General features: G+C 38.5%; 20 protein-coding genes and 2 pseudogenes (1 of these 22 only partly in view). 11 read left to right on the top strand and 11 right to left on the bottom strand.

Annotated features, from left to right (window positions below):
• Positions 1-95 precede the first annotated feature (95 nt).
• The gene (locus ACOWPH_RS20795; RefSeq protein WP_015217286.1) at positions 96-3,812 is read right to left on the bottom strand and encodes a WD-40 repeat-containing protein; all 3,717 of its coding nucleotides are present in this window, start codon (positions 3,810-3,812) and stop codon (positions 96-98) included.
• Positions 3,809-4,324, bottom strand: a complete 516-nt coding sequence (locus ACOWPH_RS20790) for a hypothetical protein (protein WP_015217285.1) — start codon at positions 4,322-4,324, stop codon at positions 3,809-3,811. The genes ACOWPH_RS20795 and ACOWPH_RS20790 overlap by 4 nt, the downstream gene beginning before the upstream one ends.
• A 317-nt stretch (positions 4,325-4,641) precedes the next feature.
• On the opposite strand from ACOWPH_RS20790, the gene ACOWPH_RS20785 reads away from it, so the two are divergent.
• Positions 4,642-5,127, top strand: coding sequence for a DUF2996 domain-containing protein (locus ACOWPH_RS20785; RefSeq protein WP_015217284.1), 486 nt, complete (start codon positions 4,642-4,644; stop codon positions 5,125-5,127).
• A gap of 95 nt (positions 5,128-5,222) precedes the next feature.
• Here the strand turns inward: ACOWPH_RS20785 and ACOWPH_RS20780 are convergent, their stop codons facing one another.
• The gene (locus ACOWPH_RS20780) at positions 5,223-5,723 is read right to left on the bottom strand and encodes a TM2 domain-containing protein (protein ID WP_015217283.1); all 501 of its coding nucleotides are present in this window, start codon (positions 5,721-5,723) and stop codon (positions 5,223-5,225) included.
• A gap of 311 nt (positions 5,724-6,034) precedes the next feature.
• Between ACOWPH_RS20780 and acsF the strand changes: the two genes are divergently transcribed.
• The 3 genes from acsF to ACOWPH_RS20765 all read left to right on the top strand — a co-directional run bounded on the left by acsF (position 6,035) and on the right by ACOWPH_RS20765 (position 9,583).
• Positions 6,035-7,111: a magnesium-protoporphyrin IX monomethyl ester (oxidative) cyclase gene (acsF, locus tag ACOWPH_RS20775; protein WP_015217282.1), complete on the top strand. Its 1,077-nt coding sequence runs from the start codon at positions 6,035-6,037 to the stop codon at positions 7,109-7,111.
• Positions 7,112-7,203: 92 nt separating this feature from the next.
• Entirely contained in the window at positions 7,204-8,013 is an 810-nt protein-coding gene (locus ACOWPH_RS20770) for a tetratricopeptide repeat protein (protein WP_015217281.1), read from the top strand.
• 166 nt (positions 8,014-8,179) lie between these two features.
• Positions 8,180-9,583, top strand: coding sequence for a hypothetical protein (locus tag ACOWPH_RS20765; protein WP_015217280.1), 1,404 nt, complete (start codon positions 8,180-8,182; stop codon positions 9,581-9,583).
• 100 nt (positions 9,584-9,683) lie between these two features.
• Here the strand turns inward: ACOWPH_RS20765 and ACOWPH_RS20760 are convergent, their stop codons facing one another.
• The 3 genes from ACOWPH_RS20760 to ACOWPH_RS20750 form a co-directional block, all read right to left on the bottom strand.
• Complete coding sequence (locus tag ACOWPH_RS20760; RefSeq protein WP_015217279.1) at positions 9,684-10,808, bottom strand: site-2 protease family protein; 1,125 nt, start codon at positions 10,806-10,808, stop codon at positions 9,684-9,686.
• Between the two features lie 499 nt (positions 10,809-11,307).
• Positions 11,308-11,886, bottom strand: coding sequence for an ABC transporter permease (locus ACOWPH_RS20755; RefSeq protein ID WP_015217278.1), 579 nt, complete (start codon positions 11,884-11,886; stop codon positions 11,308-11,310).
• Between the two features lie 297 nt (positions 11,887-12,183).
• Entirely contained in the window at positions 12,184-12,759 is a 576-nt protein-coding gene (locus tag ACOWPH_RS20750) for a TIGR04376 family protein (protein ID WP_042466222.1), read from the bottom strand.
• A gap of 335 nt (positions 12,760-13,094) precedes the next feature.
• Between ACOWPH_RS20750 and ACOWPH_RS20745 the strand changes: the two genes are divergently transcribed.
• The gene (locus tag ACOWPH_RS20745; protein WP_015217276.1) at positions 13,095-13,289 is read left to right on the top strand and encodes a type II toxin-antitoxin system HicB family antitoxin; all 195 of its coding nucleotides are present in this window, start codon (positions 13,095-13,097) and stop codon (positions 13,287-13,289) included.
• Between the two features lie 39 nt (positions 13,290-13,328).
• Here ACOWPH_RS20745 and ACOWPH_RS20740 read toward each other — a convergent pair whose 3' ends face one another.
• Positions 13,329-14,156 (bottom strand): D-alanyl-D-alanine carboxypeptidase family protein, encoded by an 828-nt coding sequence (locus tag ACOWPH_RS20740; RefSeq protein WP_015217275.1) that lies wholly within the window; start codon positions 14,154-14,156, stop codon positions 13,329-13,331.
• Between the two features lie 653 nt (positions 14,157-14,809).
• Here ACOWPH_RS20740 and ACOWPH_RS20735 point away from each other — a divergent pair.
• Both ACOWPH_RS20735 and ACOWPH_RS20730 read left to right on the top strand, forming a co-directional pair.
• A complete protein-coding gene (locus tag ACOWPH_RS20735) occupies positions 14,810-15,661 on the top strand; it encodes an alpha/beta fold hydrolase (protein ID WP_015217274.1) in 852 nt (283 codons plus the stop codon).
• Positions 15,662-15,939: 278 nt separating this feature from the next.
• Positions 15,940-16,152: pseudogene (locus ACOWPH_RS20730) on the top strand (GIY-YIG nuclease family protein); the annotation flags it as partial.
• A 32-nt stretch (positions 16,153-16,184) separates the two neighbouring features.
• On the opposite strand, the pseudogene ACOWPH_RS20725 reads toward ACOWPH_RS20730, so the two are convergent.
• Positions 16,185-17,405: pseudogene (locus ACOWPH_RS20725) on the bottom strand (ISL3 family transposase).
• A 1,368-nt stretch (positions 17,406-18,773) separates the two neighbouring features.
• Here ACOWPH_RS20725 and hemJ point away from each other — a divergent pair.
• Positions 18,774-19,367, top strand: coding sequence for a protoporphyrinogen oxidase HemJ (gene hemJ, locus ACOWPH_RS20720; protein ID WP_015217273.1), 594 nt, complete (start codon positions 18,774-18,776; stop codon positions 19,365-19,367).
• 232 nt (positions 19,368-19,599) lie between these two features.
• Here hemJ and ACOWPH_RS20715 read toward each other — a convergent pair whose 3' ends face one another.
• Both ACOWPH_RS20715 and ACOWPH_RS20710 read right to left on the bottom strand, forming a co-directional pair.
• Entirely contained in the window at positions 19,600-20,958 is a 1,359-nt protein-coding gene (locus ACOWPH_RS20715) for a DUF3370 domain-containing protein (RefSeq protein ID WP_015217272.1), read from the bottom strand.
• Positions 20,959-20,997: 39 nt separating this feature from the next.
• The gene (locus ACOWPH_RS20710) at positions 20,998-21,558 is read right to left on the bottom strand and encodes an adenosine deaminase (protein ID WP_015217271.1); all 561 of its coding nucleotides are present in this window, start codon (positions 21,556-21,558) and stop codon (positions 20,998-21,000) included.
• Between the two features lie 68 nt (positions 21,559-21,626).
• Here ACOWPH_RS20710 and hisH point away from each other — a divergent pair, with 68 nt between their 5' ends.
• Positions 21,627-22,262 (top strand): imidazole glycerol phosphate synthase subunit HisH, encoded by a 636-nt coding sequence (gene hisH, locus ACOWPH_RS20705; protein WP_015217270.1) that lies wholly within the window; start codon positions 21,627-21,629, stop codon positions 22,260-22,262.
• Between the two features lie 54 nt (positions 22,263-22,316).
• The gene (rsmD, locus tag ACOWPH_RS20700; protein WP_015217269.1) at positions 22,317-22,877 is read left to right on the top strand and encodes a 16S rRNA (guanine(966)-N(2))-methyltransferase RsmD; all 561 of its coding nucleotides are present in this window, start codon (positions 22,317-22,319) and stop codon (positions 22,875-22,877) included.
• Between the two features lie 69 nt (positions 22,878-22,946).
• Here the strand turns inward: rsmD and petG are convergent, their stop codons facing one another.
• On the bottom strand, positions 22,947-23,060 hold the full coding sequence (gene petG / locus ACOWPH_RS20695) for a cytochrome b6-f complex subunit V (protein WP_015217268.1): 114 nt from the start codon (positions 23,058-23,060) through the stop codon (positions 22,947-22,949).
• Positions 23,061-23,269: 209 nt separating this feature from the next.
• Here petG and ACOWPH_RS20690 point away from each other — a divergent pair, with 209 nt between their 5' ends.
• A protein-coding gene (locus ACOWPH_RS20690) for a c-type cytochrome (RefSeq protein ID WP_015217267.1) crosses the window boundary here: on the top strand, positions 23,270-23,369 show its start. 275 nt of this gene lie beyond the right edge of the window; 100 of the gene's 375 nt are visible here — the first part of the coding sequence; its start codon is at positions 23,270-23,272; its stop codon lies off the right edge, out of view.

Genomic DNA, 23,369 nt, shown 5'->3' with positions numbered 1-23,369 from the left:
GAATATATGGATGTAAAAACGCAAGTTATGGCCTTCTCAAATATAATCAAGTATAGCGATACCAGCGACGAGCATAGCGAAGCAATTTTTATCTATCAATCAGCCCAGACATACTGATCACAGGTATACCTTGCTTCTCTAGCAGCTTCTGTTATGGGATTAAGTAGCATTGAATGATCACGTAGTTGCTCACACCCAATTTGAAGTAATTTATCCGAAGATACCCACGACCAGGTGACTTTATTCTGATCACCATTGCTAATCACAGCTTGTCCATCTGGGCTAAAAGCAATAGAAGTTACAGTATTTTTATGCTGAAATGGCGCACCAATTTGATTACCTTGCAAATCCCATAAACGGACTGTTCCATCACCACTACCACTGACTAAATACTTACCATCTGGACTAAAAGCAATAGCGGTGACAGGTTCCTCATGTCCTCCAAAAGGAGGCTTTATTAACTGACCTTGCAAATCCCATAAGCGAATTTTTTTATCGTAACTGGCTGAAGCAATTATCTTACTGTCAGGACTGAAAGCGACGGCACTGACTGCATCTTTATGCTGAAATGGCACACCAATTTGATTACCTTGCAAATTCCATAAACGAACTGTTCCGTCACCACTACCACTGACTAAATACTTACCATCTAGACTAAAAGCGACTGACATCAACTTATCATTATTGCTCGCCTGAGACCCATAATGTCCTGTAAAGGGAGGGGCAATGCGCTTGCCTTGAAGATTCGATAGCGTAATCGTATGATTCCCTCCAGTCCACAATTCGCCATCTCTGCCCTTAAAGTCTTTTTCAGAACGGCTAAAGACACCACTGGCAATAAGTTTTCCATCTGGGCTGAAAGCAACAGAAGTAACAGGTGCATCATGTTGAAGTGGTTGACCAATTTTGCTGCCATTTAGATGCCAGAGTCGAACTGACTGATCTAAGCTACCACTGACAATTGTTTGATTATCTGGACTAAATGCAACAGAGGTAACTTCCTGTTGGTGTCCTTTAAAGGGAGTTCCTATTGAGCTTCCATTTGCATTCCATAGATGCAACATACCCTCTTGACTACCAGTAACAAAATACTTCCCGTTGGGACTTACGGCTACTGCTGTAACTAGTTTGTCCCCTGCTGATAAGACTAATCCAACAGATTGATCTCGTAAATTCCATAAACGGACTGAGCCATCATCACTACCGCTGACCACAATTTGCTTATCTTTTGAGACAAAATCAACAGATGTAATAAATCGCTGATGTCCTCGCAAGGGTAAACCAATTTGATTACCCTGTAAATCCCAAACCCTTACAGTTTTATCGGCACCCCCACTGACAATTTTTTGGTTATCTGAACTAAAACCAACTGCACTCACATAACCTTGATGTCCCTGTAGAATAGCAATTGATTTACCTTCTAAGTTCCATAATTTCACAGTCTCACTTCCACTAGTAGCGATTCTACTGCCATCTGGACTAAAGACGCAGTTGTAGGAGAACGGTGACATCCCCGACTCTAACGCTAAAGGTTCTCCAAGTGAATTTCCTAAAGTCCAGAATCCTAATCTTCTCCCATAACAGAAAAGAATTTGGTTACTATTTAGTGCGAAACTGACAGAGTTGATGGAGTAGCCTTCATTCACAATAAAAGGATTGATGGGATTGCCTTGCCTATCCCATAAACGGACTGTTGTATCCGCACCACCACTAGCGATCTGTAACCCATCAGAACTAAAGGCAATTGATGCAACTATTCCTTGGTGTCGATCTTTAAAGGGAATGGCTATGGGTTTTCCTTCAAGGTTCCACCGCATCAGCGTTCCGTCCTCACTTCCGCTAATCAACAATTGTCTATCTGGGCTAAAGGCAAGAGCCTCTACACTTTGTTGTCCGTGTTGAAGAGGTTGACCAATTAAGTGACCATGAAGATCCCATAATCGGATTGTACCCTCTCTATCTCCGGTTGCGAGGTAGTTACCATCCTTGCTGACACGGACGACAGTAACACCTGTTTCATGATGAAGACGGTTTTCCTCCCGGTTCATCCGAACTGTATCTAACAGGCTACTTTGTACTGAAACTGGTACAGGGTGGTTGGGGAATTTAACAAACCATTTTTTACTCAATCCAACTCCAGCAATTGAATTGATTAACGCCTCTACTGGTTGTTCATTAGCAAGCAAAGCTTCTGCTGTAGCCGCGTATTGCTCCATACGCCCTCGCTCTGCTTGTTGAAATTGATAAGTAGCAACAATAGCTGCTGTAGTTGCCAATCCTGATAGAACAAAACCAACAATGGCAATTATCTTCGTTCGTCTCAGTTGACGATCGCGCAACTTTTTGCTTGCATTAATGAACTGATTAGCAACTGGACTGAATCCACCTAACACTCGGTTAAATCCCAAATCCCGTGATAGCTCTAAAATTCGCTCTAATTTCGATCCACGCCACAAATCCTCAGGAGATTTTGTCTTTTTCCATTGTTCAACATCATCATTGAGTCGATTTCGCAAGGTGATCGCTTGACGATTTTCTTTAATCCAAGTGTTCAGAGTTGTCCAAGATATTAACAAGGCTTCGTGAGCAATCTCAATCGTACTTTCTGGTGAGTCAGTCGCACGATTACTCACTAATAAGTTCTGATTAATCAACTCCATTAAAACCGTCTGTTCTAACGAATCGCTAAATTCTGGGCGATTAGCTCGACGACGAACAGGTTTCCACTCGGTTCCAGATTCTTCATCTTCGCCTATGCTCACTAACTTGAGAAAAATTCTCTGTGCCGCTAACTTTTCAGGTTCGGACAAAGCACCGTATATTTGATCTATATGTAACTGGAGAGCGCCCCGCACACCACCCAATTGCCGATAGTTACTGATATTCAGCGTCCGATCTTCAATACTCTGGCTTTGAACCTCCGTTTCCCATAGCAAATTCAGGGTGTACTGCAACAAGGGCAAATATCCAGCCTGTCCTTGCACATCATCAATAATTTGCTTCACTAAACCTGCTTCAAAGACTACTCCATGATGCGCTGCGGGTTGTTCGATTGCCAAGCGTAATTCATCCAATTGCATTTCTGCAATTATGGGACGATGTTGATCCGTGACTTTGATTAAATTGGCATAGGGACTGAGGCGATCCAGAAAATCTGCTCGCATCGTTGCCACAACTTTGACAGAGCGATCGCTAACCTTGTCCAGAGTTTTCACCAGTTGCACTAAACTTTTGATAAAAACATCCCGTTTGCTTGGCTCAGTGGTAGTAAACAATTCTTCAAATTGGTCAATTAAGATAAACCAGTAAGAATCTTGCTGTTTGAGCGATCGCACAACCTGAGTTAGAGTATCTTCTTTAACAACACGAGCAATCTTTGCTTCTGACTGCTTGTAATTCCCTAACAAACTGGCATACAGTGATTCAAATGGATCTTGATCAGGAGTGAAAACCAGATTCATCAACTGACTCCCTTGTCTCTCTACTAACCAGGGAATCAAACCTGCTCTGATCACTGAAGATTTGCCGCTTCCTGATGCACCAAGAAGTAACACAAAATTGGTCTGTTCCAGTTCATTCACCAATCCTGTGAGGAATTGATCCCGTCCAAAAAAGCGATCTTTATCTTCCGACTCAAACTTTTTTAGTCCCTTGTAAGGGGATGTGACAATGAATTTGCGAGTCTTAATCTCTTCAACTGATATTTGGATAATTTGCGTCTGGTTAAATGTCACGTTTTGGCTACTGACAACTGACACATCGTGGATGCTCTGATCGTATTCACCATCACCACTAGGAAATTTCTGTGTCATGGGATGACCATCCAGGCTTTAGCCACTAAACTGGAGACTTTTATTACTGGTTCTGCTAGTTCTGCCACCCCTGCTAATCCTTTTTTCAGAGCAGTGATCGCCTGATCCACCAGACTTTTATCTGGCTTTGGCTTTTGTGCTTCTTCTTTAATAGTCTGAATCTGTAGCTCTGCGACTTTTTTATCCAGAGGATTGAGTGTACTATTAGTAACAACTGACTGCTTTAATTTTTCTAGGACACTTAATAATTCTGGCAAATCAGTATTCTGTAATGTCGCCTGAGTTTTACTGTTAGTGATACTGCTTCCCTGTTCTGCCTGAATTTGGCTTAGATCAATGTTACTGCTACCCGTAATAGTTACCCTACTCATAGCTTGACTCTTAGTAGGAGTTTCTAGATCCTTGGCAAGAGCAGCTAAGACACTCGGAAGTTCACGTTGTAGCTCCAGCTTTTGTTCAGGAGTTAGAGTTTTGATAATTTCTAAAACATCACTAACATTGTAAGTAGGCATAAGTCAATAAAATTGGTTTCAATGGTTTATTTGGTGTAATTCATCCTGACCCGACTCAAGCAGAAGGTATTAAAAAAGCAGCATATCCTTATCGTCGCACCTTACTAACACCGATATCCAAAAGATTTTTAGAACTGCTGACAAAGTTGACTGAGTTTTTGTAAAACTTTCAGGATTTCTGAAATATATAAATAGTTATAGCCATGCTCTAGTATGTCAAAATGGGAATAACTGACTATTCCAAGGTGAGCGATCGCCTGTGACAGTATGCTCCGTGCGATCGCTCCACAAGCTAGACTAAAGGATTAACCTGAGCAATGGCAGAAGAAACCAATCAAAATCAAGCGGGAGAGGTAGCTGCCAATGCTGCTGCAACCGCCCCAGAAAAACCTCCAGCAGCAGCTAAAGCACCCAAAAAGGAAAAACCACCTGCTGTAGAAGATAAGCCTTTTGAGGAATTTATTCAGCAAGAATACCTACCAGCTTTGCAAAAAGCAATTGTTGCAGAAGGAGTCCCAGATGTAGAGCTAACTTTTGCCAAGCAGAAATATCCCATCACTGGCTTTAACTCAGCCGAAGAATGCTGGCAAATTATCGGCAGTTGGCAAGAAGGACAGCGCCAATTTAACGTCTACTTCCCCGATGCAGATATTCAGGGCAAAAAAGGCTTTTCCTGTAACGAAGGGAAAAAACCTAGTACCCTTGAGTCATTCTTAATTGATGAGCGCAAAATTACCCTGGATTTATTGGTATCCCGCTTAGTCTACCGTTTAAACGGTCAAAAATGGCTAGGTAGAAATTAATCATTGGTTTTGGATAATTGACCAATTATTCCTTAATGCTACAAGTCTTCAGATTTATCTGTAGAATCAATCCAAAATCCAATGACTCTTCCCTATTAACTTGACAATTCATAGAAATGGTAGGTAACGGCTCCAGTAATGGGGTCGTTGTCTATTCTTACATAACCTGATTGCAGCATTTCTGTGAGAACCTTTTCCACTTCAGCAAAACTGGCTCCCGTTGCCTTTACCCCTTGAGTCACAGTTAAATTACCACCCTTGATTTCTGCGGCCTCAAGCAGTTGAACCATCAGTTGATTACCAGTGGGGCGGTAAACTTGGGAATTAACTACTGCTTGATTGAGTGGTAAACCCAAAGGAGATAAACCTGCTTTGAGTCTCAGTTTTTGTTCATATTCGTCAACCATTCCCGGAATCAGCACTAGATCCACTAACTGGCCTACATAGAAAAAACCAAACGTTAATAGCCACAAAACACCAGTAGCTATTTTGCCATTATACAAACGGTGTAATCCTGCTATTCCTAAAAACCCACCTGCACACAAGGCATAAGAGATTAGAAGACGGTCTTTGTTCCGATTTTCTTGTGCATTCATCTTGTTCTCAACCCCTTGAATTAGCTCTTGTTGTTTGAGCTTTTTAGTTCCTGCTTACACACACACTGGGCATTCTGCAAAAGCCTAAATACTTTAGCTGACTACCAATTTTCAACCCCTCATTCCGTAACAACTAAAGTTTTGTTGCAACTCTTAATGTTTTATTTGCCATTTTCCCGGCTACACCTTGGTAAACTGAATTTTATACATAATGTAATTATTGTCCGTTAGCTGCACCTTATTGTGAGAGCATAAGCTTTGGCTTTCTGGTGTACTCAAAACATAAGAAAAACATTCATGGCAGTCAAAACATGGTAGATTCTCTAAAAAAACCAGGCTTTGAGGAAATGCGTCCTGGGGTTAAAGTCCCTTCAAAAGAAAGCCTCTTAACACCCCGCTTTTACACAACAGATTTTGATGAAATGGCGCGGATGGACATCTCCGTCAACGAAGATGAGTTAAGAGCCATCCTAGAAGAATTTCGCATTGATTACAACCGCCATCACTTTGTCAGAGATGGGGAGTTTGAGCAATCCTGGGATCACATTGATGGGGAAACTCGCCAATTGTTCGTTGAATTTCTCGAACGCTCCTGTACAGCCGAGTTTTCCGGCTTTTTGCTCTACAAAGAACTCGGCCGTCGCTTGAAGGATAAAAGCCCTCTATTAGCTGAGTGCTTTAATCTGATGTCACGGGATGAAGCGCGTCATGCTGGTTTTTTAAACAAAGCCATGTCAGACTTTAATCTATCCCTAGATTTAGGTTTTCTGACTAAGAGTCGCAGTTACACCTTCTTTAAGCCCAAATTCATCTTCTACGCTACTTATCTTTCTGAGAAGATTGGTTATTGGCGCTATATCACCATTTATCGCCATTTAGAACAACATCCTGAAGACCGGATTTACCCAATTTTCCGCTTCTTTGAAAATTGGTGTCAGGATGAAAACCGCCACGGCGATTTCTTTGATGCCGTCATGAGAGCGCAGCCACAAATGCTAAATGACTGGAGAGCCAAGCTATGGAGTCGGTTTTTCCTGTTGTCGGTGTTTGCAACAATGTATCTCAATGATATTCAGCGCAAAGATTTTTATGCTTCTCTCGGCTTAGATGCGAGAGAATATGACATCCACGTGATCAAGAAGACCAATGAAACAGCAGGTAGAGTCTTCCCACTCATGCTTGATGTAGAAAATCCAGAGTTTTATCAGCGTTTGGATGTTTGTGTCAAAAATAACGAAAAATTGACAGCAATTTCCAACTCTAATACACCTAAATTCTTGCAATTCTTCCAAAAAGCGCCAATTTACCTTTCTCATGGTTGGCAGTTATTAAATCTATACCTGATGAAACCCATTGATGCGGTTTCTGCTCACGGTCAAGCTCGCTAAATTAGCTTAGGTTTAGAAAAATTTTGGTGGTTCTGTGATGTCCAGAGCCACTTTTTTGTTTTAATTAATATATTTAGGGAGTGTATAAACTAATGCTCAATTCAATATATGCCTATGGATACTCCAGTCTTGCTTATATACTCTATAATTCTGGCGACTATCAAGGAGCTATTGAAAATTATAGTCAGGCAATTTTACTAAATTCAGAGGATTTGACATCATATATTAGTCGTGGTGTGGCTCGTTCACTGACAAAGGATTACCAAAATGCAATTGAAGACTTTAATCAAGCAATCCGACTGAGTCCTCAATATGCTCAAGCTTATGCTGAACGTGGTATTGCTCGTGCAGCAATAGGTGAAAATCAAACTGCAATTGAAGATTGTCATCGTGCAATTCAATTAAATCCGCAATATGTACGAGCCTATTTTGGACGAGGTGCAGCGCATTTTTACTCTGGTAACTATCAAGGTGCGCTAGAAGACTTCAGTCTGATAACCAGAATGGAACGTTCTGCTATTTCTTACTACAATTTGGGCATTCTGCAATATTCTCAGGGTATTAATAGTCAAGTAATTAAGCACTTAACCAAGGCTCTTGATATAGATCCTAATTTAATGTCTGCTTACTATGTGCGGGGTAATGCGTGTTATGACTTAGGAGATGAGCAAGGTGCATTCGCAGATTTTGCTGAAGCAAAGCACATTGAATCAGTAGGTGCAGATAAAATATATTTCGAGGATGAATTTGCTCTCTACGCAAGAGGTTTGGCTTACCATCGCTTAGGTAATCGGGAGAATGCGATCGCAGATCTCCAAGAATCAGCCCAAATTGCGTTAAAGCATCAAAACACAATATTTCACCAAAAGGTGATCAACTTCATGAGCGAAATTCAGTCTTAATTAAGCTAAAACGCACCTAATTTAAATATTTGAGCAGCAGAACTACCCCACAAAAATTATCTCGTTCCCAGTCTCTGACTAGGAATGCTATCACAAAGGCTCTGCCTTTACTGGAAGGTTTTTCGACGAAACCCCTAAATCACAAATTAAAATTATGTATAATTCTATGCACAAAACCTTTAAGAGTAAATTGCTACTTCTGTTGACTTTTTGCCTATTTAATAGCTTTTTACCTGCCTCGGCTTCAGTTTTATGTTCAGCAGACTCCTCTGAACAAGACTATAAAATAGCTAACCGCTATGACAGAGATGGAGATAGAGGCAGCAATGGCCGCTCTGGTCGAGATGGTCGCAGTGGTGAAAATCAAACTATTTCTGCTAATGGTTCCCCTGTAAATATTGATCTGTCTGGTAAAGATGGTGAAGATGGGGAAGACGGAGAACGTGGTTCTCGACCCCGCTGTAGAGACCAACGTGAAAACGTCGAAAACTCTATCAATGCACCAGATGGTGGTCATGGTGGTGCTGGAGGAAAAGGTGGAGATGGTGGTCATGGTGGTTCCCTCACTGTCTATTACACCAATTTGGCAGACTTACAGAAAATTTTTGTTCGCGCCGTTGGAGGGGAAGGTGGACGCGGTAGACAAGGTGGTAGAGGTACAGCAGGTTGTAATTGTAACCGTAGGAGTTGGGAAGTAAAAACCTGCAAAGGTACTCCCGGTAGTCCTGATTATAAATGTACTAGTAAAGTTTATCGGTGTTCCAACGGTAGTGATGGACGTGATGGTAGTTATGGTCAAAATGGTAAGCCAGGACGATTAGGAACTTTAAGTATAATTAACAGCAATAAACCTTTGGCAGATGATGCACCAACTTTAAAATTAGCACTTTCTGAATTAGCAAATAAAGAGTTTAACCTCTCCAAAAATAAATGGCAGCAGCGTCAAGGAGCAACTTCTTTATTAGCTGTTGGTTCTGTGATTGCTGATGAATATCGAGAATTTGAAAAGCGACTAGAAGGGACTTTTAAATTAATTTGGCAAGATAAACAACCCATAACCAGCTTTGCTAATCAAGCCGTAACACTGAGCTTAAATGATAGTGAAAAGGTAGAAATTGCCTTTGCTGATGATCTATGGGTTGATGGTAGTGCTAATATGCAAGGTAAATTGACAGAGTTTACTGTTAATTATGCAATTCCTAAACAAGATGTGACGCGTTTAGCAGTGGCAGAGTTTGCTGATGTGGGACAAAAACTTAACTTAAAAATAGTTGATTTAGCATCAAGGTCAGATTTAATTAATACTCAATTTCGAGTGAAATATCGGGCAAGAGACAATTTTTCTGGATCTTCTAACTACCAAACTTTTTACGAAGGGGAAATTCCTAACGAATTAGTTACTCGTAGCTATAATCGTTTTACCCTCGATTTAGGTAAGTTGAAAATTCCCAGTGATGCTCTTAATTCTGGTGTGAATGTTGATATTGAAGTAGTAGCAATCCGTTCTTTAGGGGGACGTTCTGCACAGCAAACTCTCAACTGGCAAGGTGCAATTCGCAAAGTTAAATAATGATAACGATTCAGAAGGCATAAGTGGCTATCATCAAACACTAAAACTCAAAACTGCTTGGCAAGGCAATTTTGAGTTTTTACTTAAACATTTGAAGAGGTTATGCAAATTTTGTTTGTACTTTCTTCTGAAGTAAGTTGATAATTGCAGCTTTTTCTAAAATTCCGACTAGGAAACCATTTTCACGAATTACAGCCAATGCTGATAACTTTTGTGTTTCGAGTAACTGTACTACTTCTAGCAATGGTTGATCCGATTGTACAGTGCTGGACTGCTCGATTGGTTTCATTACTTGGAAGACTTGAGTATCTGACCATAATGTATTGGGGATGGTTCGCAAGTCATCAATTGATATTGCTCCCAGCAATTGTCCTTCCTCATCTGTCACCAAGAAGCGACGGTATTCTTGAGCATTTAAGAGTTGTTGATCTGCAAACTCTCTTAAAGTCAAATTCGCTGTGACAATGGGGCTATCGTTGTTTACAGCATCTGCTGCTGTTAAACCTGTGAGTTTTTCTTGCACTCTAGCAAATTGGGCAGCTTTTCCAGCATTTTGCAGCAAGAATGAGCCAATTAATAAGTTCCAGACGTTAACAAAGCTACCAAATAATAGTAGAGGAATAAGACCAGATGCGATCGCTATCCAACCAAAAATTTGACCAATTCGGCTGGCAACAACCACTCCTTTATAGGATTTACCAGTAATTTTCCAAACTATTGCTTTCAGTATATTTCCTCCATCCAAAGGTAAGCCAGGAATGAGGTTAAATAGAGCTAAGGTCAAATTCACAGAAGCTAGTAGACCCAAGATAGCTGCCAATGGACCAGATGCGGCAGTTGCAAAACCAACTGTTGTCGCTGTAGCGAATAGCAGGAAACTAACTAATGGTCCAGCAATAGCTACCCAAAAAGCCTCCCCAGGAGTTTGTGATTCTTTTTCTAAGCTTGCCAGTCCACCAAATATAAACAGTGTAATTGATTTGACATCAATTCCTTGGCGAATAGCGACAAAGCTGTGTCCTAATTCATGGGCAACAACCGAGCCAAATAGCAACAGTGCCGTCATCAATCCTAGTACCAAAGGTAATCCCCCACCTAATTGGGGAAATTGTGCCGCTAGTCCGCTGCTATAGCTCCAAGTTACCAAACCTAAAACTAAAAACCAAGACGGATGTATATAGAAAGGTATTCCGAAAAGGTTGCCAACCCGAATTGTACTATTCATGGTATTCACCTGTGACATGAGCATTGAGAGGTTTGTTGTTTCTCTCAATGACCTTATCGTAACGAAATATTAAGTAAATTTAATCTTTGTAACAGTAGTGGTGTCCGTCCATTAAGGTGTGGTTATGCGAATTTAGCCTGTAAAATCTCTATATTAGGGGTGAACGTGGGCGAAAAATTACCATATTTACAATATTTTTCGGTTTCTAGGCTGTCGTCTAAGGAAACCCCAGAAAATCAATTATCCAATCTTGTGGGATGGGCATCTTGCCCGTCCTTTATTGATTAGCGGGCAAGATGCCCGCATCACAAGAAATGTTTTGTACATTTTTTTATTTGGATGTCACTAGCAAGAACTTAATCAGGAATTACGCAACTGGCTTGCAGACCTATAAATTGGTTATTATCAACAGATTTATGATATCTGACGCACCGGCAAAAGATATTAAATGTGACACGCAGCTTTAGTCCCGTTAATCTGTTCTCTACTTTTTTTGTCATTAAGTTTTGGAAGATTTCCCTCTATCTGAAACCATTTGAGAGAGAATATATCCGGTTAAATCTAGTAATTGATCCAAAAAAACACCGATAATAGCAATGTAGAGTATGGAGTCAATTATATATTTAGGATTGCCAGCTTTATAACCATTCCATGCCAGAAAGCCAAGTCCTTTTGAACCTGCCAGCATTTCTGTAGCAATAACTGTAAACCAGGCTATCCAAAGACCAATTCTCAAAGCTTTAAAAATGTGATGGATAGCTACGCGGAAGTTATTATCATATTTACGAAATTGTTGGATACCTGTAGCTGTTTCCACAATAACTGCCCAGAGTACACCAATGAACACCACAAAAATAGCTGCGGTTTCGTTCTCTTTAAATAGAATGAGCGCAATGGGTAAAAATGCTATAGAAGGAATGCTATTTGGGATTTGGAATAATCGTGTAAATAGCTGATAAACTATACCATTGATACCAATTACAAAGCCGATAAATATACCTAAAACCGAGGCGGGAATATAACCTACAAATAAGCGTTGTAGGGTAGCCAAAACGTCTAACAATATACTATTTTCCATTCCTCAGTTATTATTTTAAGCGTCTGGGGAATACTAAAGCAATAATACTCAATAGCGGTGGAAAGGAAAAGTTAAAAGCAGATGTAAAAACCCAACTTCATCAAGTTTATCTGCAAATACATTTATAACCAAAAAATTAAATAATATTTCAATAATTGAATTTAGTTGAAATTCTAAAAAATAAATTTGTGGTTCTTTGAATAAAAATTAGGAGCGTGTTTCAATACGCCCCTACTGTATATAAATTATCAGAGATGAAATTGTATCATTGAGATTTCATCCTTTCAGCTTGCTGAATTATTTACCCATATTTCGCTTCATTTGTTCCAACTCATCTTGAGTTTCCCAACGATGAAATTTATCTTCTAAGTCGTCAAAGCTACTAGCTGAAGTCTGCCAAGCATTGGTTTCTAAACGCTGCGGAGTTTGAACTTTTGCGCGTTCTGTTTGTCGCGCTGTCTGTGCTGCGGTAGCTTTAGCTTGTACTTCTTGACGACGTTGCTGAATTTTGCGTAATAGTTCTTGAGATTGGGTAATGCGGTCTTTTAAACCCTGCATTTGTCCCCAACGCTGATTTCCTTCGCGGAGTAGTGCGTCTTCTCTATCTTGCGCTGGTGCGGCTAAATCCTCTCTACCTGCGGCTTTGGCCTTTTGTACACGAATGTGCCAGCGCTGGATTTCTTGGGCGGTAGAGAGAATATCATCTTGCGATCGCTTCTCTTGTAATTGTAACTCTGCAATCAGCTTTAAGGTATCTTCTTCTTGTTCCCGCAGCTGTTCTAACAGCATCTCCAATTCCAAATGGGGATTGTTACGCAAGAATTCTTCTAAACGTTCTTCTAAAAACCGACTTAAATCATCAAATAAGCCCACTGTCAGAACTCCAAACATCGGGTTTGTAACTATTTTATCCTAATCTACCAAAAATAACCTATTCCTTTTGATGATAAAAACGAGATTGCCCTCTAATTAATACTTAGATTGACAATTAGCAGAAAGTAATGATAGCAAAAAATTATTTATCCAATACTACAAATGGGAAAATAATCATATTAAATTACTTGAATTTATATAATGATTTGATAAATTTCATCAAATTTAATTTTTCTAGCTATAGTTAGCAAGGATGTGAGATTATGCAGTATCAAACGCTCCTTTTTTATCTTAATTATTAATATAGAATTAAAGATAATAGCGGTGATTGAGATATGCGATATCAAGTCAAGTTAAATAAAATAGATAAAGTATATGCTATCTGGTGTCCTGCCTTACCTGGATGTTGGACAGTTGGAGAAACGGAACAAGAGGCTTTAGACAAGATGAAATATGCTATTCAAGCTTACCTAGAAACCATGGATGAAGTTGGGAAAAATGCTGAATTTTATTATGTAGAAGTGCGATGATTTAGCATTTAATCAAGTAATGGTCAATTTTGAGATTACCTAAATGGGTGTAACCCAATAAGTAATACCTCTGATAATTTTAGCCCTTAATCCAAACTTAGGTAAATCCTCTTCACTCCAACGAAGATAAGTCCAATGGGGAATATCATTTGTGACAGTCTGAAACCAACCATTTTGATTTAAAACTTTTCTCTGTAGTGGACTAGATACTCGTAAATCAATCGCTAATCCCCACAGATGTTGTGAAGTTCCTGGGGGTGCAACTGTATCGAGAATTTTTGTTTCTTTACCTTGTTTTACTTGTTCCAAAGTTCCACTATTCGCGTATTTTTGCCAAAATCTTAAATTGGTAGCAAAACTGCGAGTACAATCACCAGAATATCCAGATTTTAGGGGAATATTTGCCAAAATCCTGGCTTTATTAAAAGCATCAGCAGCGGATTTTTGTAAATAACATTCTCTAGTCCCTTCAACTAATGCTACTCGCATACTACCCTGAAAATTCTGTGTTTCACTTTCATCGTCTAAGATAACTTTTTGTGGTAGCTTAACTTCTGATTCTTGATTGATAAATACCGCACCATAAGCACGCAGTAAAATATATTCATAACTATCAATTTGGGGAATATTTGCTAATTGATGGGTAATTGTAGCTAAAAAACGCTCTTGCTCATTTAGTTGTTGATTGGGAATAAATGGTGCAGATGTAGATGGTACTATATTGGCATTAATTGTTAGAGCAGCATTCTGTAATGATTGATAATAGTTAGTATCAGTACTACCAACCAAGGTAAAAAATAGGAAGATAATGACGGTAATAAAAGTTATTTTTCTTAAACGGCGTTTTATTCTTGAATGATGTTTCATTAAAAAATTGATTAAATTGACAATTGGGATTTAATCATATTACAAAATTCTGGGAATATTTGAACAGCAAGATATTTGACTTTTGTAAGTGTTCCTGTACTGGACTAGATACCCGTAAATCAATTGCTAATCCCTACAGATATTGTGAAATTCCTGGGGGTGCAACCGTATCGAGGATTTTTGTTTCTTTACTTTTTTTATTTGTTATAAAGTTCAACTATTAGCATATTTTTACCAAAATCTTAAATTGGTAGCAAACCTGCGAGTACAATTACCAAGGTGTCCAAATTTTAATAAAATATTTGCCAAAATCTTGGCTTTATTAAAAGCATCAGCAACGGATTTTTGTAATTATTGTAAATAACATTCTCTAGTTCCTTCAGCTAATGCTACTCGCATATTACCCTAAAAATTCTGTGTTTCACTTTCATCGTCTAAGAGGATGCTTGGAAATTCGGTAAAGACTGTAAAAAAGCTTTCTCAGTATTAAAATACTAACTCACCAGGTTTGAAGATGGAAGTCAACAGCTTAACTTCTTAATATGCGAGATTATTTTCTAAAAATCCTATTACCTATTTGTAGGATGATAAAAGAGGATTCAGTATTAAGGCATCTGTACGGTGCTGTTGCATTCTCAGGATAGGAAAATAGAGTGTCAATACAAGAACATAAGATAACAGTAGATTCCTTAGAGTGGTACTATCGGGAAGCAGAACCGATTGGTAGAAGTGATTTATTGCCAGTGGTATTGCTACATGGCATAATTGCCCAAAGTTATAGCTGGAGAAACATTCTACCAGCATTGGCTGCACAAGGAACAAGAGCGATCGCACCCGATTGGATAGGTTACGGCTTTTCTGGTAAACCTGAAAAACGCGATTTCGCTTACACTCCCGACGCATTCATCACAGCATTAGCAGCATTTATTCAAGCTTTAGAATTAGAAAGATTTTCCCTAGTTGTACAAGGATATTTAGGTTCCGTTGGTTTACAATATGCCTTGCGTAATCCTGAAAAAATAGCCAACATTGCAATTTTAAATACTCCAGTTTCCACATCTGCAAAATTACCTTGGAAAATTCAACAAATGGGTTTACCTCTAGCAGGTGAAGTCATGACACAAGATCCCCTTCTAGTTGATAGAACTTTAGAAGCTGGTAGCCGTTACCGAATAGAAGATAAAGATTTAGATATTTATCGCAAACCCTACTTAAAAAGTTCTTCATCTGGTCGTGGACTACTTTCCACCATTAGAAATTTGCAACTTGACCAAGCCATGACAGAAATAGAAACTGGTTTTAAACAATGGCAGAAACCAATTTTATTACAATGGGGAATGATAGACCCTTGGTTATCTGTAGATATAGCTGAAACCTTTGTCCAATCTGTACCAGATGCCGAAATCATCAAATTAAATAACGTGGGACATTATCCCCAAGAACATTATCACGAAACTATTTTACAAGACCTCTTACCCTTTGTGCGTTGCTCAAAGCCGAATTAAATAGTTGAGAGGATGAGTATAATTTATCATTCTGACCAAAGGGAAGAATCTTAATTTATCATTTCAGAAGATGTTGAAAAACTAGAACATGAATGTGATGTGTCATTCTGACCGAAGGGAAGAATCTCAATTTATCATCATTAGTCAAATTCATGAGATACTAGAACCAACAACTTAGAGACGTTTTATAAAACGTCTCTAAATCAAGATTTTTTTGCACACCATACCTTGTAACCAAGTTAAAAATCCGAAGAAATAAACCTAATATTTTCAGGAATATGAATCAATATTATGTCTACATAATGAGCAATAAATCAAAAACATTATACACAGGTGTGACTAATGATTTACAACGCAGAATATATGAACACAAACAAAAACTTATACCAGGATTTACGCAAAAATATAATATCACTAAGCTCGTATACTATGAAGAAACTCCAGATATTCAAGTAGCTATCGAACGTGAGAAGCAGATAAAAGGATGGTTAAGGTCTAAGAAAATATGGCTCTTGCGTCTCTTTTATGGAGAATTAATACTAAAGTGCCAGTTTAATAAACTACGTAATCTGAAATTGCTAAAGTTACGAAATCCATATCCAAGTCTTTTGATTAATTTGAGTTTATTATTAATTCCTTCTACAGTACCACTAGTAGTTCTGCCGTCAAAATAACCTACAACTTCACCAAACCACCTAATCATTGTTCCTATACTTTTGGGAAAATAAGAAAGTCCATCGTGCATCCAATCTAATAAATTCATTATGCTTTCGCCCCAAGACTTAGTGGATTCAAATATGTCTCGAAATTCTTCTTTTAGGGCGTGCATTTTTGCCAGAATAGGGAAACTTTTTGAACATTATTTAATCTTTCTTTTTGTTGTTCATTTAAAGAATCTTCATTTTTTATTAAGCTATATTTGCTTTTATTTAATCCTGCTAATATTCGGTCTCGCTCTGATTTATTATCTAAAGACATGGCGGCTCTCTTTTCAGATTTACGCATAGCATCTAATTCATCATTTACTTGTTTCATTACATGAAATCTATCAGCAGTTATATTCGCATTTGGCATTAATTCTTCTACTAAACTTTTATAAGGAGACCAAAGATCCATACTCACTTCAACTATTTGTTCAAGTACCTGAGATCCCCATTTGACAATAACTTCACGTATTTCTTCTATTCTTCTTGACTTCACCAACTCAATGGGTTTACGAGTATCTAAATCTACTAATACTGCTAAATAACTTCCTTGACCTTTCACCAAAGCAATCTCATCTATGCCTAACCTTTTCACCTGATTTAAATTAATGTTTAATATTTGTGATACTTGTGCCTTTAACATTGATTCAACTTCTTCATCGCTTAAGTCATTTCTTTCGGCAACACTATGAATATTACTGTCTAATACTTGTGCAACTATATCTATGGCTAGTCTTTTAGTATATCCTTTACTTTTATCTACAAAATTTAGCTTTTCACTGAAGACCTTTTTGCACTTGTTACATTTGAATTGACGGCGATTTATTCTTAACAATACTGGTTTTTCACTCCAAGATAATATCGTGAATTAGCCGCCAATGATTTTGATGTATACTATAGGTGGTTTTTTCACAGTCTGGACAAGTAGAATAGTTGACAGCTTTCTCTATTGTTATAATTATTCCTGCCCCAACAAGTTCTTGAAAATCTAACACTTTCATCTCTGGGAGATTGAGGATTTGATCTACGCTAAATTTCATAACTATCCCTAAAACTTTTGTATTTGATAATTATGATTGTAATCCTATGCTTATTCCCATATATCAAAAAGTTTGCAAACCTTTACAGGGATAGAGTTTTCAACTTTAATAATTTAAATTTATCGGCATTAAATTTTAATACTTTTAGTTTTCTCCATAAAAGAGATGCAAGAGCCGAAAATATTATTAATTGAATCTATAAATCCTAATTGGCAAGACTTGAGTATTGAATGGTATGCAGAGTAAATTCCTGTAAAATAGATTTGTAAAACCGCTTTACGTAAGAGATAACTGTCATGCTGAGGAACGAAGCATCTCAGAGATTCTTCACTTCGTACAGAATGACAAAGCGGTTATTGCCATTATGATAAAGAGATAATTGTCATGCTGAGGAACGAAGCATCTCAGAGATTCTTCACTTCGTACAGAATGACAAAGCGGTTATTGCCATTATGATAAAGAGATAACTGTCATGCTGAGGAACGAAGCATCTCAGAGATTCTTCACTTCGTACAGAATGACAAAGCGGTTATTGCCATTATGATAAAGAGATAATTGTCATGCTGAGGAACGAAGCATCTCGAAGATTCTTCACTTCGTACAGAATGACAAAGCGGTTATTGCCATTATGATAAAGAGATAACTGTCATGCTGAGGAACGAAGTATCTCAGAGATTCTTCACTTCGTACAGAATGACAAAGCGGTTATTGCCATTATGATAAAGAGATAACTGTCATGCTGAGGAACGAAGTATCTCAGAGATTCTTCACTTCGTACAGAATGACAAAGCGGTTATTGCCATTATGATAAAGAGATAACTGTCATGCTGAGGAACGAAGCATCTCAGAGATTCCTCACTTCGTACAGAATGACAAAGCGGTTATTGCCATCATGATAAAGAGATAATTGTCATGCTGAGGAACGAAGCATCTCGAAGATTCTTCACTCCGTTCAGAATGACAGAGTGATTATTGCCATCATGATAAAAAGATAATTGTCATGCTGAGGAACGAAGCATCTCGAAGATTCTTCACTCCGTTCAGAATGACAAAGCGGTTATTGCCATTATGATAAAGAGATAATTGTCATGCTGAGTAACGAAGCATCTCGAAGATTCTTCACTCCGTTCAGAATGACAAAGCGGTTATTGCCATTATGATAAAGAGATAATTGTCATGCCGAGTAACGAAGCATCTCGAAGATTCTTCACTCCGTTCAGAATGACAGAGTGATTATTGTAATTATTGCTATCATGACAAAGTATTTACAGTTCTTAACCTAATCTACATCCTTGTCAATAATTGCCGTAACCTGATAATGAGAGTAAATGTAATCATCTGTAAATTCATTAAGGCAGGTTACAATTCATGGCTTATTCCTGGTTTAAAGCATTTCACATTATAGGCTTTGTAGTTTGGTTTGCTGGCTTATTTTACCTAGTGCGTCTTTTCATCTACCACGTTGAAGCGAACCAAGAACCAGAACCCGCAAAGACGATACTGAAAAACCAGTATCAAATTATGGAAAAGCGTCTCTACCATATCATCACCGTCCCAGGAATGATAGTAACGGTAGCAATGGCTATTGGTATCCTCTCCACCAACCCAGATTTATTAAAAGAAACTTGGTTACATTTAAAATTAGGGTTTGTGGGTATTTTACTTATCTATCATCACTACTGCGGTAGGTTAATGAAACAATTAGCCGCAGATGAATGTAAGTGGAGTGGACAACATTTGCGGGCTTTAAATGAAGCACCGACACTATTACTAGTTGTGATTGTCATGTTGGCTATATTCAAGAATAACCTACCTACAGATATCACTGCTTGGCTGATTTTTGGTTTAGTTATTTTCATGGCTGTGAGTATTCAGATGTATGCCAAAATCCGCAGACGCAATAAAGAAAAGATGATTGCAGAAATGAATCAAGTCAATCAAGTTCCCCAAACGCAAAGTTAGTAGCAAACAGGATACTTTATTCTGTAGGATGGGTAGAGCAAAAGCGAAACCCATCAAATGCTTCTTTTTGAATAAGCTGTCATCGTCTATCTTTTAGGTCATTTTATTAATGTCTGAATCAGGATTTACAAGATGCTTGTTAGTGATCATGTTCTTGATTTAGATCATAAAAATCTTTTCATCCTGAAAATCCTTTAATCTTGAGCATCCTGATTCAGACTGCTCTTTTTGGTTATTTCTGAGTTGATACGGTTAAAACCTGTGGTGGTGAAGCATCAGGTGGGTAAAGAAAATCTACTTCCACCAAAGAAGAATCACCTGCTTTCATATTTAATGAAACCAACGGTTCTCCTGCTTGTCCTCTTGTTTGCACTAAATGTACAAACTCAGTTTTTCGCTTACCTTGCTCATCTTGATAACGTACCCGCACTGTTCCCCGGAAGAAAACTTGACGCGCTGGTGTTGTAAAAAAGCGTAGTCCTGATTTAGTTAACTGATCTTCTTTGAGTGGAGTTTGCAGAGATATACTTACTTTTTGTTGAGTTTGCGTATTGTTGAGTAGAGGCAACCTGAGACTATATTGAATCCCATAGTTACCATGAGCGCGATAGGCTGTATCAGGATAACGAACTGACATCGGTGCGCTTTGAATTTGTCCAGTACCAAAAGTACCACCATGCAATGTACTTAAAGCATAGGAAAAAGCTTGACCAGCTTGGGGAATTGTTAAATATTTAGTTGTAGGATTATCTACTAAGAGCGATCGCCATTGAGAACCACTCGCTACACCTGCTACCCTACCATATATCCTCGGCTTACCAGTTTCTTCCAATGGAGTTGGGGTTTTATCTCTAGGTGTAGATAATTCACCATTATCTAATATATTTTGCCACTCTGCCAAATTTGGTGCACGTTCGCTACCATCAGCATTTGTAGGTGCAAACATAGCTAAACTAGCTGCGTAAACAGTACCATTACTCCACAAACGCATAAATGTAGATCGACCATTGATTGGTGGTGTCAATTCTGCTACGGGAATTGGTAGATTTAATAACATCTGACTTTTCCCAGGAGGAATAACAATTTGAGCCGGAAAAATTGCTTGTCTCCTTCCTCTCAACACATCAGACATCACCCGACTACCTGGCCCTGCAAAAACTGTACCCGAATTATTGGGAATAAAAGAATTTAACTGAATAAAAGGTGCATCTGGTTGACTTAAATAACTTGCTCCCTGCAATATACTGACTTTCACCTCTTGAGAACCAGGGTTATGCAACATTATTCCCAGGTAAAGAGAACGTAAATTTTCTGGTGGTTCTGCTTTAGCAACATGATGAGCAAAAATATCAAACCGTCCTCGAAATGGAAAATTTAAATGTGCCGTTGGTACTTTTTTCCCATTTACTGGAAAGGTAGAAAGTAAAATTCCTTCTTTTAATACCAATTCTGGACTATTGCTATTAAATACTGGCACATTATCTAACTGTCCTGGTAAAGGACGAACTTCTTGTGGTTGTACCACTTCTTCCGGTGGTGGTGTAGCAGGAGTTGCTTGAGCAAGGGTCAAACCGAATAATAGTGGCAACATAATACAGAAGAAAATTTTTCTTAAGAGACGCTGATAACCTTATACAAGTGCCAGTTTGTTAAGAATTAAAACAAAGTTAGCAATCATGCTGTGCAAATTTTCTTGATTCAAAATCGGCACATGAACAAAGATGCAAGGAATCGGGATTTGAGATTGACTCACATAGTCCAAGACTGAATAATAAAGTGATTCACAGACGAACTTACCACAGTCGTAACTAATCTCAACTTCTGTTCCGTCCACTAATTGTTCAACATTAACAGTAGTTTGCAAAGTTGTTTGCCAAAAACTTTCTGCACAATCTAGAGATGAGATATCCGTAGACTGTAAAGATAAGATACGAGCCAAGACTTCGATACTTAATTGTTTACGACTTGCTGCCATGCCACAACAGATAACGTAATCAGGTTTGAGTTCATTGATTTTGGCAATGACGCGAGAACTGGCAAGCTGAACATTTACAGGTAGTCGTCGCAAAAAATTTAAATCATGGGAGACACAAGCCATTTTGGCTAGTTCGAGTAACAAATCATCAGAAGAATTAGACTGTTGTTCACTCAACCAAGTGTCAAAAGAAGTTAATAGTATTTTTTTCTGCATAATAAATATTATTTAGAATTAGAATATAAATAAATGCCCTCCCTAATAAATTTACAAGGAGCAGGTAAATGCCAGTGATTGCAGTCGTAGATTACGATATGGGAAATTTGCACTCAGTTTGCAAAGGTTTAGAAAAAGCTGGGGCAACTCCTAAAGTAACTTATTCTGCCAAGGAGTTAGAACAAGCAGATGCAATAGTTTTGCCAGGAGTGGGAGCATTTGATCCTGCGGTGCAACACCTGCGCTCTCGTGGTTTAGAACAACCTATTAAAGATGTAATCGCATCTGGTAAACCTTTCTTAGGTATTTGTCTAGGACTGCAAATTCTGTTTGAATCCAGTGAGGAAGGTACTCAACCCGGACTAGGAATTGTGCGCGGAAAAGTCCGCCGATTTCGCTCAGAAGCAGGTATTACTATTCCCCATATGGGTTGGAATCAGCTGCAACTTACTCAGTCTAAAAGTATTTTGTGGGAGCATTTACCTTCCCAACCTTGGGTTTATTTTGTCCACTCCTACTATGTTGACCCAACTGAACCACAAGTTAGAGCAGCAACAGTTACTCATGGTAGTCAAACTATCACAGCTGCGATCGCTCATGAAAACCTCATGGCAGTCCAATTCCACCCCGAAAAATCCTCTAATATAGGATTGCAAGTTTTGTCTAATTTTGTGGCTCAAGTCCGCGAAAAAATTCCTGCTTAATAAAAATTTGCAATTTTGTCAGTTGTCAGTTGACCAATAACTAATGACTAATTAATGAGTCTGAGAATTTACGGGAATCGGCTGCTAAAAACTTTGCCAGGGCAAGAAACCAGACCTACCAGTGCGCGAGTAAGGGAGGCAGTTTTTAATATTTGGCAAGGAAAAATTGATGGTTGTTGCTGGTTGGATTTGTGCGCCGGTAGTGGTTCAATGGGCGCAGAAGCTTTATGTAGAGGAGCCAGCTTAGTAATAGGAATTGAGCAATCTAGTCGAGCTTGTACGATTATTCAACAAAATTGGCAGCAAGTAGCTCATAACGAGCAAAAATTTCAAATATTGCGAGGAAATATCCTCCAGCAGTTAAAAAAATTATCAGGTCAAAAATTTGACAGAATATATTTTGATCCACCTTATGCCAGTGGTTTATATGAACCTGTGTTAAGAGCGATCGCAGATTATCAGCTTTTAGAGCCTTACGGAGAAATAGCAGTAGAACATAAACCCAAAAATTTTACACCCCCAGAAATCTTGAATTGGGAAATCTGCCACCACAAAGTTTATGGAAACACAGCATTAACTTTCTACAGCACCGTGGCATTAGAGCAGGTCGAGTAGTGAGGAGAGAAATATATTGATAATATAAAATTTTCTCCTATTCCCCACCACTCAACACTCAGAACTTAATCACCCTCCTAGCTCGTTGGGGCGCTTATATTGCTTATAGGCAGCGTAAAATAGTCCGCTGAGGGTAACGAAAATCAGACCGAGTACAATACCTGATAGCAGGGGTTCAACCACTGTAAATCTCCTCTTTGCAATTATTCAACATTCAGTTCCTGTTTTTGATTTTACCAAATCTGGCATCAATCCATTGCCATACAATATTTTTAGACTATAAATCTAGATAAAAATTTTTATTTGTGCTTGCAGACACAATCAAGAACTTTTAAGCTATGTGTAGGAAATGATAAAGTTTCTTGTACACCTAGAATGTAAAAGCAAACCTTTTGGATAACCAGCTTACCAAACCTGAAACGTTAATTCAATGGATCGCTTTATCGGCTTTAGCCGTACTCATAGCAATCCCTTTCACCCTTCTTGGTGTTC

Origin of the sequence: Anabaena sp. PCC 7938 (assembly GCF_049315035.1) — a bacterium.
GTDB classification, from domain to species: Bacteria; Cyanobacteriota; Cyanobacteriia; order Cyanobacteriales; family Nostocaceae; genus Anabaena; species Anabaena cylindrica.
The sequence above is the reverse complement of the archived record's forward strand: the minus strand, read 5'-3'. Positions and strand labels throughout refer to the sequence as shown.